Annotated in this window: 14 protein-coding genes; 11 read left to right on the top strand and 3 right to left on the bottom strand. The window is 58.6% G+C overall.

What is annotated here, in order from left to right:
* The first annotated feature begins 41 nt into the window (after window positions 1-41).
* The 10 genes from KP705_RS05080 to KP705_RS05125 all read left to right on the top strand — a co-directional run bounded on the left by KP705_RS05080 (window position 42) and on the right by KP705_RS05125 (window position 9725).
* Window positions 42-1523: a leucyl aminopeptidase gene (locus KP705_RS05080; protein ID WP_215764129.1), complete on the top strand. Its 1482-nt coding sequence runs from the start codon at window positions 42-44 to the stop codon at window positions 1521-1523.
* Window positions 1524-1525: 2 nt separating this feature from the next.
* Window positions 1526-1969, top strand: a complete 444-nt coding sequence (locus KP705_RS05085; RefSeq protein ID WP_064274998.1) for a DNA polymerase III subunit chi — start codon at window positions 1526-1528, stop codon at window positions 1967-1969.
* Between the two features lie 66 nt (window positions 1970-2035).
* Window positions 2036-2881, top strand: coding sequence for an aldo/keto reductase (locus tag KP705_RS05090; RefSeq protein WP_046901254.1), 846 nt, complete (start codon window positions 2036-2038; stop codon window positions 2879-2881).
* A gap of 105 nt (window positions 2882-2986) precedes the next feature.
* Window positions 2987-4234 carry a hypothetical protein gene (locus KP705_RS05095; protein ID WP_215764130.1) on the top strand — a complete coding sequence of 416 codons (1248 nt, stop codon included), beginning with the start codon at window positions 2987-2989 and terminating at the stop codon, window positions 4232-4234.
* The gene (locus KP705_RS05100; protein WP_215764131.1) at window positions 4231-5091 is read left to right on the top strand and encodes a hypothetical protein; all 861 of its coding nucleotides are present in this window, start codon (window positions 4231-4233) and stop codon (window positions 5089-5091) included. Before KP705_RS05095 ends, KP705_RS05100 begins: the two co-directional genes overlap by 4 nt.
* Window positions 5088-5609, top strand: a complete 522-nt coding sequence (locus KP705_RS05105) for a hypothetical protein (protein WP_046901257.1) — start codon at window positions 5088-5090, stop codon at window positions 5607-5609. Before KP705_RS05100 ends, KP705_RS05105 begins: the two co-directional genes overlap by 4 nt.
* The gene (locus KP705_RS05110; RefSeq protein WP_215764132.1) at window positions 5609-6700 is read left to right on the top strand and encodes a hypothetical protein; all 1092 of its coding nucleotides are present in this window, start codon (window positions 5609-5611) and stop codon (window positions 6698-6700) included. The genes KP705_RS05105 and KP705_RS05110 overlap by 1 nt, the downstream gene beginning before the upstream one ends.
* Complete coding sequence (locus tag KP705_RS05115; RefSeq protein ID WP_252348229.1) at window positions 6670-8136, top strand: hypothetical protein; 1467 nt, start codon at window positions 6670-6672, stop codon at window positions 8134-8136. Before KP705_RS05110 ends, KP705_RS05115 begins: the two co-directional genes overlap by 31 nt.
* 14 nt (window positions 8137-8150) lie before the next feature.
* Window positions 8151-8618 carry a hypothetical protein gene (locus KP705_RS05120; RefSeq protein ID WP_215764153.1) on the top strand — a complete coding sequence of 156 codons (468 nt, stop codon included), beginning with the start codon at window positions 8151-8153 and terminating at the stop codon, window positions 8616-8618.
* A 171-nt stretch (window positions 8619-8789) separates the two neighbouring features.
* The gene (locus tag KP705_RS05125) at window positions 8790-9725 is read left to right on the top strand and encodes an ROK family protein (RefSeq protein ID WP_203547610.1); all 936 of its coding nucleotides are present in this window, start codon (window positions 8790-8792) and stop codon (window positions 9723-9725) included.
* 84 nt (window positions 9726-9809) lie between these two features.
* Here the strand turns inward: KP705_RS05125 and KP705_RS05130 are convergent, their stop codons facing one another.
* From KP705_RS05130 to KP705_RS05140, 3 genes are all read right to left on the bottom strand, one after another.
* Window positions 9810-10691 carry a phosphatidylcholine/phosphatidylserine synthase gene (locus KP705_RS05130; protein WP_046901261.1) on the bottom strand — a complete coding sequence of 294 codons (882 nt, stop codon included), beginning with the start codon at window positions 10689-10691 and terminating at the stop codon, window positions 9810-9812.
* A 14-nt stretch (window positions 10692-10705) separates the two neighbouring features.
* Window positions 10706-11383: a phosphatidylserine decarboxylase gene (locus KP705_RS05135; protein WP_046901262.1), complete on the bottom strand. Its 678-nt coding sequence runs from the start codon at window positions 11381-11383 to the stop codon at window positions 10706-10708.
* 61 nt (window positions 11384-11444) lie between these two features.
* Complete coding sequence (locus tag KP705_RS05140; protein ID WP_046901263.1) at window positions 11445-12161, bottom strand: methyltransferase domain-containing protein; 717 nt, start codon at window positions 12159-12161, stop codon at window positions 11445-11447.
* 40 nt (window positions 12162-12201) lie between these two features.
* Between KP705_RS05140 and gloB the strand changes: the two genes are divergently transcribed.
* The gene (gloB, locus tag KP705_RS05145) at window positions 12202-12918 is read left to right on the top strand and encodes a hydroxyacylglutathione hydrolase (protein ID WP_215764133.1); all 717 of its coding nucleotides are present in this window, start codon (window positions 12202-12204) and stop codon (window positions 12916-12918) included.
* Window positions 12919-12939: the final 21 nt, after the last annotated feature.

Below are 12939 nucleotides of genomic sequence, written 5' to 3' on the forward strand. Positions count from 1 at the left end.
ACGGGAGCACTGAAATGGTTCTGCCATGCAAAAGGTGCGATATGCTCGATATTTCTTTTGGTTCGCTTCCAGCGATGAACAACGTCCAGTCACAGGCCGTTGCCCTGATTGGGCATGGGAAGGCGACCTTTGAAGACAGCACCTTCAAGACACTCGATGACGCGACGGCTGGTGCATTGAGCCGTGCTGCGTCTTTCAAGGGTTTCAAGGGCGAAGCTGGGCAGACAGTTGTGCTGACGGCGCCATCTGCCGGTCTGTCTCAGGTTGTTCTGGTGGGGTGTGCGGCGAAGGATGGCTCGGCTGTCGGGTCGGTTGCGGTTGAAAATGCTGGTGGCTCAGCGGCTAAAGCGCTCGATGGCGTGGCTGATGCGGTTCTCGCCCTGACGGCAGATGTTGCAGAATTTGCACCGGAAGCTGCGTTGGGTGCGCGTCTGGCTCGTTACGACTTTGCTCTGTATCGCACGAAGAAGTCTTCCGAGAGGCCGGTTCTGAAGGCTTTGACGGTCGTGGCTTCGGATGTTGCCGCCGCTGAAGCGCGCTGGACGGCTCTGGATGCCATATCTCGCGGTGTGTTTCTGACCCGTGATCTCATCAGCGAACCCGCCAACATTCTGTCTCCGGAAACGTTCACAGCGCGGATCGAAGCGCTCCGTGAGACAGGTCTTGAAGTGGAAGTTCTCGATGAAGCCGCCATGCAGGAATTGGGCTTTGGTGCTCTTCTGGGTGTGGCGCAAGGAAGTGCGAATAAGCCCCGCACCGTGATTGTCCGTCATAATGGCGGTGGTGATGAAGCGCCTCTGGCCTTCATCGGTAAGGGCGTAACGTTTGATAGCGGTGGAATTTCGATCAAGCCTGCTGCCGGCATGGACGAGATGAAGACCGACATGGGCGGTGCCGCCACGGTTATCGGCCTCATGAGCGCACTGGCGCGCCGCAAGGCTCCTGTGAATGCGATCGGTGTTGTCGGACTGGTGGAAAACATGGTGTCTGACCGGGCCCAGCGTCCGGGCGATATTGTGACGAGCTATAGCGGCCAGACCATCGAAGTGCTGAACACGGATGCCGAAGGCCGTCTGGTTCTGGCGGATGTTCTTGCCTACACAAAGGATCGTTTCAAGCCGAAGCTGATGATTGATCTGGCCACATTGACCGGTGCGATCGTGGTGAGTCTTGGAACGGAAAACGCAGGTTTGTTCAGCAATGACGACACGCTGGCTTCCGGTCTGTTCGAGGCTGGAAAGCAGGTTGGCGAAGGTCTGTGGCGGATGCCGATGGGCGAGGCCTACAATCGCCAGATCGACTCTGACATTGCTGATATGAAGAACATTGGCGGCCGTCCGGGGAGTGCCATTCTGGCGGCTGAGTTCCTGAAGCGCTTCGTTGGTGAGACTGTCTGGGCGCATCTGGATATTGCCGGCACGACATGGAAGACGACGGCGTCCCCGACGGCTCCGAAGGGTGCAACTGGGTTTGGGGTTCGTCTTCTGAACCAGTTCGTACTGTCTCATGAGGTCAGTGCCTGAGAGTGGATGTCGGATTTTATCATCTGACGCGGACGCCTCTGGAAGAGGCGTTGCCTGCGCTTCTGGGTAAGACGCTGGATGTTGGGGAGCGGGCCTTGGTCCGTTGCCCCGATGCAGCGTCCGTTACGGATCTGGATGCCGCACTCTGGGCGTCCCGCGATCCCGTATGGCTTCCGCATGGCACTGCGAAAATGGGTCATGCGTCCTGGCAGCCGATCTGGCTGACAGAAGGGACTGATGTGCCGAATGGCGCAAAGTTCCTGTTCCGGATTGATGGCGCTGGAGAAGACGATTTTTCTCCGTTCACAAGAATTTTTGACCTGTTCGATGGGCGTGACCCCGCGAGCGTCCAGAGGGCCCGTCAAAGATGGGTAGCCTTGAAAGCGGCTGGCCATACTCTTGTGTACTGGCAGCAGCAGGAGCGGGGCTGGAAGAAGTCCGGCTGAGGTTCAGGCGGAACATCTTCGGGGGGTATGTCGTTGTGTGACAGAGTTCTTCCCGGGAGACGCCTTATGAAAACCGTTACGCTCCGCAACGGCACCACCGTTCCTGCATTGGGAATGGGGACATGGAATGTCGGAGACAGTGCAGATCGCCGCGCTCTGGAGATCGAGAGTTTGCGGACGGGTCTGGAAGCCGGCCTGCGGGTTATCGACACAGCGGAAATGTATGGAAACGGCCGGTCTGAAAAGCTGGTTGGTGAAGCCATCGCGGATGTACGGGATGATGTTTATCTCGTCAGCAAGGTCCTCCCGTCCAACGCGTCTTATGACGGCGTGCGCCGGGCCTGCCGGCGCTCGCTGGACCGTCTGGATACGGACTGGCTGGACATGTATCTGCTGCACTGGCGTGGTGGTACGCCGCTGGAAGAGACCATTCGGGCGTTTGAAGACCTCCAGACAGACGGGCTGATCCGGGGATGGGGTGTTTCGAACTTCGATGTTGATGACATGGAAGAAATCGAGGCGCTTTCAGGGGCCTGTCAGGTCAATCAGGTTCTTTACAGTCTGGAACATCGCGGAACGGAGTTTGATCTGCTGGATCATGATCTTTCGACCGGAACTGTGACGATGGCTTATTCTCCGCTGGGGCAGGGCGGCGAACTTCTCCAACACCCCGCTCTTGCCGAGATTGCAGGGAGACATGAGACGTCTGCTGGGCCGGCTGATCCTGCTCAGATTGCACTGGCCTGGGTGATGCGTCGGGAAAATGTCATGGCTATTCCCAAGGCCGGTTCTCCAAAGCATCTCCTCTCCAATGTTGCCAGTTTGGAAATCAGCCTCACTGAAGAGGACCTGAAAGTTCTGGATCATGCTTTCCCTCCGCCCCAACGCAAGGTATCTCTCGCCATGATCTGACGGGCATGATCTGATACGGCCCGTTCTCCCTCTGGACCGGACCGTACCCTGCTCACTTTTTCTGCCCTGTTTCATACTGATCCGGTCTCTCTTTGCCTTGCGGCATTGACCTTTCCTGCTGCTCTCAAGACAGACCGGGAAAGCCGTGTTGGCCGGGGGCGCTTTGCACTCCCGGCAGCTCTTGCGGCTGTATTGTTGACGTCTGCCCCGGCTGTTGCCGTAGCGATTGGCGTGCTGATGACGCAGGAGCGCAAAGCGTGCCCGGTATGGTGGGCGCTGCCAGCTCTCTTATGCTCGGCATTGATGCCAGACAGTACGTTGGCGCTTCTTTCTCTCTTTCCGCTGCTGTTCTGGCCGGCGCTCTTTACGTGTGAGGGCGCGCTGTTTCCAGCGTTGTCGTCTGTTCTTGCCGTTGCGCTTGTCTGGCATGCGGGGGCCGTGGTCCCTATTGGCTGTGCAGCGGGGCTGGCTGCACTTGTTTTGCTCGTTTTGGGGCGCAGCGTGTTCTGGGGAATTTACCCTGGCGATCTGGGACTGGTCAGGCCTGCCATTCTGGCAACGCTTCTGATTGCAGCGCAGGATGAAGGCATGGGGACAGGCGCGCGGATTGCGCTTGAAAGCCTGTTGCTGGATCTGGCCCTGATAACACTGTCCGTTCCGGCACTAAGACTGATGCCGGTCCTCGTGACGCTGCGTCTGCCGTTTCCGCCCCTGCCGGGTTTTCTTGTGTTGTGGCTGGGAATTCACGCTGCGCTGGGGCTGGCTGCTGGTGTGCAGGGCTGGAGCGTGATTGGAGTGCTTGTGGGGCTTCTGATCGGCCTGATTTCACTGTTTGATGTTTTGACTGTGGGGCGTCGGCCCGACACGGGCGTTTTGCCTATCGGTCCCGCAGGTGCTGTCTGCGGGGTTATTTTGGGCGCTCTGTTGCTGCCGGTGACAGTGTTTGGCGTGTTCAGCCCCGTGCTTCATCACATTGAGGGAGAGTGGGTCTGGCCGTTCTGGTCTTTGGGTGGCGGAGACGGTGCGCACCTCAAGGTGCCAGCTTTGATGTTAATTCTCAGTGTGATGTGGCTGTTCTTAGTAAAATCGTGGCGCACGGAGCGTGGTCTTGAAAAGGCTATCGCGAACTTACTGCTTCCGGGGACGCAGACTGGCCGATCAGAGACAGGACTCTTCGAAGAACCTCCGGCTCTGCCCTGGATCATGCGTCGTTTGATTGTCGGTGGTCGGATCCGTCTTCAGGCGCTGGCGGCGCTTAAGAGCGGTCAAATGCCAGATATGCGGCAGATGGCGGTGGGGCTCTGGCTTGTGCTGCTTGCGCTTGTTCTGGTGGTTCTGGGTCTGACGGCATGATGATGACCGGTCTGTGGGCTGTCGCTCAGACGCTGTTTCAGCTTTTAATTCTCCTGGCTCTGGCGCCTGTCATGGGGTGGGCGCTGGCAGAGTTGCCTCGCTGGATAAATGGCGAAGCCATTTGCGGGCCTCAACGTCAGATGCGCAGGGCAATCCGTTTCTGGGGCGTTGTCTTAAAACAGTCTGTTGCACCGAGACTGGCGCTTGTCTTGGCCATTGCATTGTTGATCTTTGTTGTTCTGCCTGCGGTGACGACGGGCGGGGCATTTGTTTCTCTCGCCAATCCTCTGCTGATCGGCCTTTTGCTGCTGGCCGGTCGTCTCATGTTAGGCGTTCCACAGCAAAGGGAAGAATGGCGGCGGGTTCTCCCTGCCGTTCTGGTTCTCTGCTTGACGGAAGCCTTGATTGCGCTTGCGGCACCGGGCGCGGATGGTCTGGGGGGCTTATGTGCCATGTTGCACATTGAGCCAGCATCAGGGCTGGAAGGTGCGCTGGGCGCATGCGCATTGGCGTTGGCGATTTCCTGCCCGCCCCTGCGTGAAGACGATATGATCCAGCGTCTGGATGGTGAAAAAAGCCGTCAGGTTCGTGAGATGTCGCGGAATGTTGCGGAAGTTCTGAATATGGCCTGGCTTCTGCTGCTGGCTGATCTCGCTCTGCCCATCACGGTTGGTCTGGGTGGAAGCGATGTGACGGGCTGGTTTGTAGGATTGGGTGGGCTGTTGGGTCGACTTGCTCTTGTGGTGGTCGTGCTTATTGGACTGAGGCTCACCGCACAGGAACGCAGTGAACGACTGACGGCGCTATTTGCCGGAGTGGCGCTTCTGCTCGCGCTCGCCGGGAGGTTTGCGACATGATTGTCGGATTTGGCGTGCTTCTGCTGCTGGCGCTTGCCGGGCTGGGGCGAGATGGACGAGGCCTGCCGCTTTACGGTCTGGTATGTGCTTTTGCGGGAGCGACAGTCTGTGGAGGGCTTTTGGCGCTGCTCACCTCGATCGCGTTAATCGGTCTGAATATTGGTGCCTGGATATGGCTCAGGCGCTTCGCTGGTCATGTGCCAGATCGCGGTGCCGTGCTGCCCGTGGTCGGGGCGTTGCTTCTGCTGTTGGCACTTGGTCTCTCAGGTGCGAGTCTTGGATTGGCGCCTGTGTTGGGAGCGGGAGCGGTTCTGGTGGGCCTGTGTGGCGCTGCTTTCGGCCCGGCACTTGTGCAGTTTACAGGGCTGCTGATGGCTGCTGACGGACTGATTGTCATGGCGTGTGTTCTTCAGTCGTGGCCGTTCTTTGCTGCGGCTGTAGCGCTATGGGGTGTTCTAGGCGCACTGGGGATGACGCTGTTGCCGCGCCTTGCCTGGCGGCGAGTGGAGGAAAACTGATGCATCCGCTTGCTCCCGTTGGAACGCTGTTCGCCGTAACAGTCTGGCCGCTTCTGGCCGCTTTTCTGCTGCTCATAACGCCGCCAGGCCGACAGGCTGTTAGCAGTCGCACGTTTGCGATTGCTGGTGCTCTCATGACCCCCATTGCAGTTTGGCTGATGCCGGGTGCGGATGCGCTCGCCGCCGCGTGCTCCTGCGTGGTTGCGGTCATGCCGCTTCTTTTGCCGCCTGCGGGAGACCGGGTTGGACGTATTTTGCCATTTCTGGTGACCGGATGCGCTTTGATGGCACTGAATGTTCATTCAGCTTTCGCCGTCACGGTGCTGTGCGGCGCAGGAACGGTTCTCTGGGCCTGGCGCGAGGGCCGGGGAGCGCAGAAGGCTGCCATTGTCTGGGACATGGCGAGGTCACGTCTCGGTGGAGTTATTCTGGGAGTTCTGGGGGCATCCCTGCTGTCGATGGACCAGTCTCCTCTGGGGCCGGTTTTGCTGACCGTCGGGTTGTGCATGATGGCCGGTCTGGGGCCGTCTCCCGTCCCGGAACCTGATGCCGTGCTGCTTGATACGGGTCTGAGGTTTGCAGCCATTCTGCTGATGTTGCGACTGGACGGGCACCCGCTCGTTCATATTCTGGTGCTGGTCGCAGGGTTTGGGACCCTGATCATGCGTATGGCAGGCCAGTCCCGAGGGCGCGGTGTCTTCCTGCCCATTCTGTCCGCGCTGGGGGCGATTGCCGCGGCAGTTGGTGAAGGAAGTGCAATTGTCCTTCTTTTAGTAGCGTCTGTCGGATTGGCTGTTTTGGAACGTCAGAATGACGGACGTCGATACGAAATGGTCGCTGCTGGCGTAGCGCCATGGCCGGTCTTTTGCGCTTTGTTGGCGATCGGTCGTTCTCTTGAGCCGTTGCTCCTTGTGCTGATGATCGTTTGTCTACTTCCCGGGTTGAGGCAGGTTCGTCTGGCCGGGCTGATGCCGTCCGGTCTTAGTCTCAAGGGTGGCATTGTTCCGGCCGTTGAGGTTGTTCTTCTGCTTGTCGGTCTTTGCGGGCCGCTGCTTCTGGCATGGCATCCAGCGCCTGGGTGGCGGCCATGATGAGCATGGAACGCATCATTCGGAGTGGTGAGCGGGTTGCACTGGCGCATTACCATCTTGATCCCGAGCAATGGGAAGCGATGCTGACTGCACCCGGCAGAGCTTTGTCACTGTTGTCCTGCTGGGCGGATGAGCAGCGTGTTTACGTGCTGTTGCTGGACGGCGATTGCCCTTTGATGGCCAGTACGGCGGTGGAAGATCGTCGCTATCTGGCGCCATCTTCACGTTTCCCTGCGGCGGAGTGGGGGGAACGCGTAGCCTATGATCTCTGGGGCGTTGAGGCCATGAGTGCCTGCGGAGATGGTCGTCCTGCCCTTGATGATGGCTTCTGGGAAACGACATGGCCGCTGTCCTCACGGCCGGGGCCTGGAGGGCAGGCTTTGCCCTTGCTTGCGGGCCGTAGCCGCCTGCGTGCGGAAACAACAGGATTGAGTGGTCCGCTCGAACTCTCTTTCGATGTTGTGCGCGGCGCAGTGCAAGGGCTGTCCGTCGATGCTGGGCTGGCTCATCGCGGTGTGTTGCAACGCATGGTTGGATTGTCGCCTGAAGAGGCACTCCCTCTGGTTGCCCGCATGACGGCTGGGGGTTTTGTCGCTCACCCAATGGCGTTTTGCCGGGCTGTTGCCCAAGCGCGCGGGTTGCAGCCGGGTCCAGGCACGCGGGATGCCTGGATGATCCTTCTGGAAATTGAGCGAATTTCCGTCCACCTCTTCGATATGGCGAGAACCGCACGTGCCGTGGATGCGGGGCTGCTGGCAACACACTGTGAGCATGCGCGGGAGGCTATTGCCGCCGCTTGTGCAGAGCAGAGCGTACCGCGCCGACTGACGGACGTGATTACGTGCGAGGGTGTGCGGTCTGGTCTGGAAATTGTCCCTCTGGCTCAGGCCGTTCTGGAGGTCATGTACTCTCGCATGGCGCAACTGCGCGAACTGCAATCCGTATTTGCACCCCGTTTGAAGGGACTGGCTGTTTTGGCGCCTGCGCAGGCACGTGAATTTGCCGTTGGTGGTCTGGTCGGTCGGGCTTCGGGTCGAAGTCTTGATGTGCGTCGCATGGAAGGCGGTATGCGGCTGGATGCTTTGCGGGCAACAGGCTCCAGCGATGGCGATGCGGCAGCCCGCGATGCGCTGCGTTTGACGGAAATCCGGGATTCTCTGGCTTTAATCAAGCGGATTTTGGGGAGCATCGGCATGGATGATGACGAGCCTGCACCTGAAGCCACGCAGGAAGGCATCGGCGCGGCTGAAGGGGCGAGAGGTGACGTCTGGTACTGGGTGCGCCTGAAGAATAGGAAGATTGAGTCTGTCCATGCCCGAGACCCGGCTGTCTCTTTGCTACCCGTTCTGCATCGTGTGTTGCAGGGAGAGGTTCCAGAGCGTTTAAGCGCCGGGCTAAAGTCTCTGGCTCTGGCCCCGTCTGGAGTGGCGATGTGACAGCGTTTCAGACTATGGGCCCACTCAGTGTGCTGCACGCTTTCCTGAATGTCTCGCGATGGAGAGTATCTGCCGACAAAGGCATGTCTGTCCGTCCCGATACGATCAATTTGTACGTATTGGAGACCGGAGGATGTGAAGGCTGCGCCATGGAAGTGGAGAGTTTATGCGGCAGTGCTTTTGCTCTTGAGCAATATGGCTTCGCACGCGTTACCGATCCGGCAGATGCAGACTGGCTATTGGTTGCGGGTCCGATGGGCAGAGCCTGTGTTCAGATGCTTGAGCGGGTCTGGAACGCGATGCCGGCTGGAAAAAGTCTGGTGGCTGTAGGGGCTTGCGCTGTTGATGGCGGGATGTTCGGGCCGAATTATGCCACTTTGGGAGGCTTGAAAGCGCTCACGCCGGTCCGCCGGGCTATTCCAGGATGTCCTCCGTCTCCCCAGGATATTCTTCTGGGTCTTCAGCGTCTCGCTGAGGGATGAATGGCGGAGTTTGACCAGAACTCGATCGTACAAAAACAGAAACATTGATTTTTTGTGATCGGATGACTTGCCGACAGAGGCTTTCACGTTCAATCAGACGAGCGCATACAGTGCGTTAATCTGTTTTCAGGCTCTCTTTTCAGACGGCCGCCAAACAACACAGGGCATGAGATGGCTGACTATCGCCTTGGTATTGATCTCGGTGGAACCAAGATCGAGATCGCAGTTCTTAATCGTCAGGGCGATCTTGTCCTGCGTGAGCGAATTCCCAATCCAGGTGTTTATCCGGAAGCGGTTCTTGCGATCCGTGATCTCGTAACGAGTGTGGATCATCGTTTGGGGGCTGTTCCCAGCCACCGCGTGTCTGCCGGTCAGAGCACATCCACGCTGGGTATAGGCATTCCGGGATCGATTTCTCCGGAGACCGGCCTGATCAAGAATGCCAATGCGACCTGGCTGAACGATCAGCCTTTCGGCATGGATCTGGAATCGGCGCTGTCCCGCCCTGTCCGCACCGAGAACGACGCGAACTGCTTTGCGCTGTCTGAGGCCGCCGATGGTGCAGCCAAAGGTGCACAGACTGTTTTTGGCATTATTGTCGGAACGGGCATGGGCGCTGGCATTGTCAATAACGGGCGTGTGCTTGAAGGCCGCCACCATATTGCTGGTGAATGGGGGCATCTGCCGCTTCCCTGGCCGCTCCCTGAAGATGGTGAGCCGCGTCCTTGCTTCTGTGGAAACAAAGGTTGCATGGAGCGCTATCTTTCCGGTCCGGCTCTCGCTGCTGACTGGAAGGGCCCAGGTAACCGCAACACGGCTGGCATCGAAGAGGCTGCGGCAAACGGCGATCAGGCTGCTATCCGCGCACTGAACCTTTATATGGAGCGTTTTGCGCGCGCCTGTTCCCTCGCAATCAACTTCCTTGATCCGGACGTGATCGTTCTCGGGGGCGGAATTTCTAATCTGGCGTCTCTGTATGAGCGTGTTCCGCCGCTTCTGAGCAAGCACGTCATTACGCCGGTCTGCACAACGCCAATCGTCAAGAACCTGCATGGTGACAGCTCTGGCGTCCGCGGTGCAGCATGGCTTTGGGATGTCACGGAATAAGTATTTTCCGAATGGCTGGAAGACTGCTTCCAGCCTTGTGGAGACATAAAAAAAGCCGCCGGTCATTCCGGCGGCTTTTTTTGTTCAGATTGCTTCTTCTTCAACCGTCTCGGACATGTCTTCAGCGGCCCGTTTCAGCCGGTGATAAGACCGGCGGGAAAAGGGCAGTATTGCGACATAAAAAAGTCCGGCTGCGGCTAGTGCGCCCCACGGGTCCGCAACGAGAACGGCCGCATAGAGGCCCGTTCCCAGCATGAGCGGCAGAACATAGCGGGCCGGAACCTTGAAATTCTTGAAAGACCAGACCGGCAGCGTCGAGACCAGCAGCAGACCTGTCAGGATCAGGCAGACTGCCGAGACGATGGGTGCACGGGCAAAAGCTGCAAGGCCTTCGGCATGCATCCTGTCTGCCTCAAGGCCCAGGAATACGGGGAACAGAACGATACCTGCGCCAGCAGGGGCTGGAACGCCGGTAAAGAAGTTGGCGGAGTAATCCGGCTTGTCATCGTCATCCAGGCTTGCGTTAAAGCGTGCCAGACGAAGGGCCATGCAGACCGTGAACATGATGCAGGGGACAAAGGCATAGCGCCCGGCATCTTCAAGGCACCAGATCAGCAGCACGAATGACGGTGCGACACCGAAGCATACGAAATCTGACAGACTGTCGAATTCGGCGCCAAAACGCGTTGTGCCGCGCAGCAGGCGCGCAATCCGGCCGTCCAGTCCATCAATGCAGGCTGCGATCAGGAGGGCGACCGCTGCGTGTGCAAACTGGTGTTCCAGCGCAAAGCGCATCCCGCTCAAGCCAGCACACAGGCCGAGCATGGTCAGGATGTTAGGAATTAGCCGGTTAAAGGACGGTCCCCGCACGCGTGTGCGGGGGGTGCGTCCCATGCGGCGCAGTCGGCGACGAATGCGGCGGCGTCTGGCAGGACGGTTGGGTTCAGCCGTCTCGGGAATGGTCATTGGCGCGTTCTGGCTCAGAGCTTCGCCAGGACGGTTTCGCCCCCGATCATGGTCTGGCCTTCAACAACGATCGGCTCAACACCCGGCGGCAGATATACGTCTGTGCGGGAGCCAAAACGGATCAGACCGAAGCGTTCGCCAGCTTCCAGATGCTCGCCTTCTTCAACGAAGCAGAGGATGCGGCGGGCAATCAGGCCTGCGATCTGCACGACGCCGATATTGCGGCCGTCCGCAAGGGTCAGGCGGATTTCGTTGCGCTCGTTGTGCTCTGAGGCCTTGTCGAGGCTGGCGTTCAGGAACTTGCCTGCATGATAGGCAATCTTCGTGACCTGACCGGCTGCAGGCATCCGGTTGATGTGCACGTCCAGCACGGACAGGAACGTCGAGACGCGCCAGACCGGAGTTGTGCCCATTTCAAGCGCTGCTGGTGGAGCAACGAGAGAGACTGACGTTACGCGGCCATCTGCAGATGCCAGTACGAGATCTGATCCCGGTGGAGGTGTGCGCTTCGGATCCCGGAAGAAGTACAGGCAGAATGCAGAAAATGCGATGCCAGCCTTTCCGATGAGACGCGTGAACCGCCAGGGCGTCAGGCGGCCGATGATGCCAACGAAGGCACCAGCAGCGAGGAAGGGAGTCGCAGCGCGATGCGGCGGCGACAGGACAAGTTTGAGGGACTGGATCAACGACATGGAACGCACTCTTACGGCACAGGAAGCTAGGGTCAAGAATTCGCCACAAAGAAGGCGTTTTTCAGGCAGGTTCTGCAACCTGTCTGGGGACGGTCACACGCGCTTTTTCGTCCATCAGGGGAAGGCCTGCATAGACGTTCTTGCGAGCCACCACGATATGGACGCCCGCGCAGGGGTAGCGGATCATTTTTCCAACGCGTTCTGGAAGTGTGCCTGAAAGACGCGACAGCAGAGCAGGGGGCGTCATGAGTGCGCCAGTATGGTGTTCGATTTGGAACAGTCCCTGCTCCAGCAGCCGCGTTAACTGTCTGGTGCTGAAGGGGACGCCGTGACCAAAAGGTGTTGCATCCGTATGAGCCCAGTAGCCGGAGCGGTTGGGTACGACGAGAATCAGGTAGCCGTCATCCGTCATGACCTTCCAGGCGGCGCGGAGAAACTCTGCTGCTGAACGGGTAAACTCCAGTCCATGAACGACCAGCACGGTATCCATCGACAGGTCATCGAAAGGCAGGCGCCCGCTCTCAATCAGGCAGTCCTGAACGATGTGGTGAAATGGGCGCTGGGTCTGGGGATGCTGCAAACGTGCAGAAACTGCGCACCCGGCTGTGGCAGGAAGATAGGGGCCGGGGTACCCTATCCCGAGAAGTCGACGCGCCCGGAGGTCTGGCAGGAGACTGTTCAATCTTCGGTTGAGGAGACTGGCTGTGCGTTGGCCTGCCCAGCTTTGATAGAAAGCGGCGGCATCTTCGGAACGGGTGCGTGTCAGGCGCGTCAGCATGGAAGTATCTAACCAGCAAGCTCAGTTCAGGGGAACTGTCATGTCACTTGATATTCAGTCCATTCCGGTTTTGTCAGACAATTATGTCTGGCTTTTGAAAGCAGAAGACGGGACGCGGGCTGTCGTGGACCCAGGCGAAGCTGGCCCAGTCATGGACGTGTTGGGAGAAGGGCGTCTCGATCTGATTCTTCTGACGCATCACCACGCGGATCATAAGGGAGGGGTGGAAGCCCTTCGCGAACGATATGGCGCGAAAGTGTTCGGCCCATCCCAGAAGCAGGAATGGCTCCCCAAGCTGGATCGTGGCCTTGAAGATGGTGACAGTTTTCATATTGGATCCACTAAAGTGGACGTTCTTCTAACGCCGGGACACGCTGTCGGGCATCTTTCCTATGTTGTGCCTGAAGTGCCTGCGTTGTTCTGTGGTGATGTGCTGTTCAGTGTCGGATGTGGGCGCCTGCTGGAGGGGACAGCAGAAGAGCTGTATCGGAGTCTTCATCGTTATGATGCACTGCCTGATAACACGCTGGTTTGTGCCGGACATGAGTACACCCGCTCGAACGTCGCCTTTGCATTGCATGTCGATCCAGACAATCAGGCTCTGAAAGCGCGGGCAGCGGAAGTGGAAACGCTTTTGGAAGCGGGGAGACCGACATTGCCAGTCTCTCTGGGAACAGAGCGGGCCACGAATCCATTTCTGCGAGCGTCCGATGTGTCGCATTTTGCGGACTTGCGTCGGCAGAAAGATACCTTCTGAGGGCATGAAAAACCCCGCCTT

It is taken from the genome of Gluconobacter sp. P1D12_c, from assembly GCF_018812105.1.
GTDB classification, from domain to species: domain Bacteria; phylum Pseudomonadota; class Alphaproteobacteria; order Acetobacterales; family Acetobacteraceae; genus Gluconobacter; species Gluconobacter oxydans_A.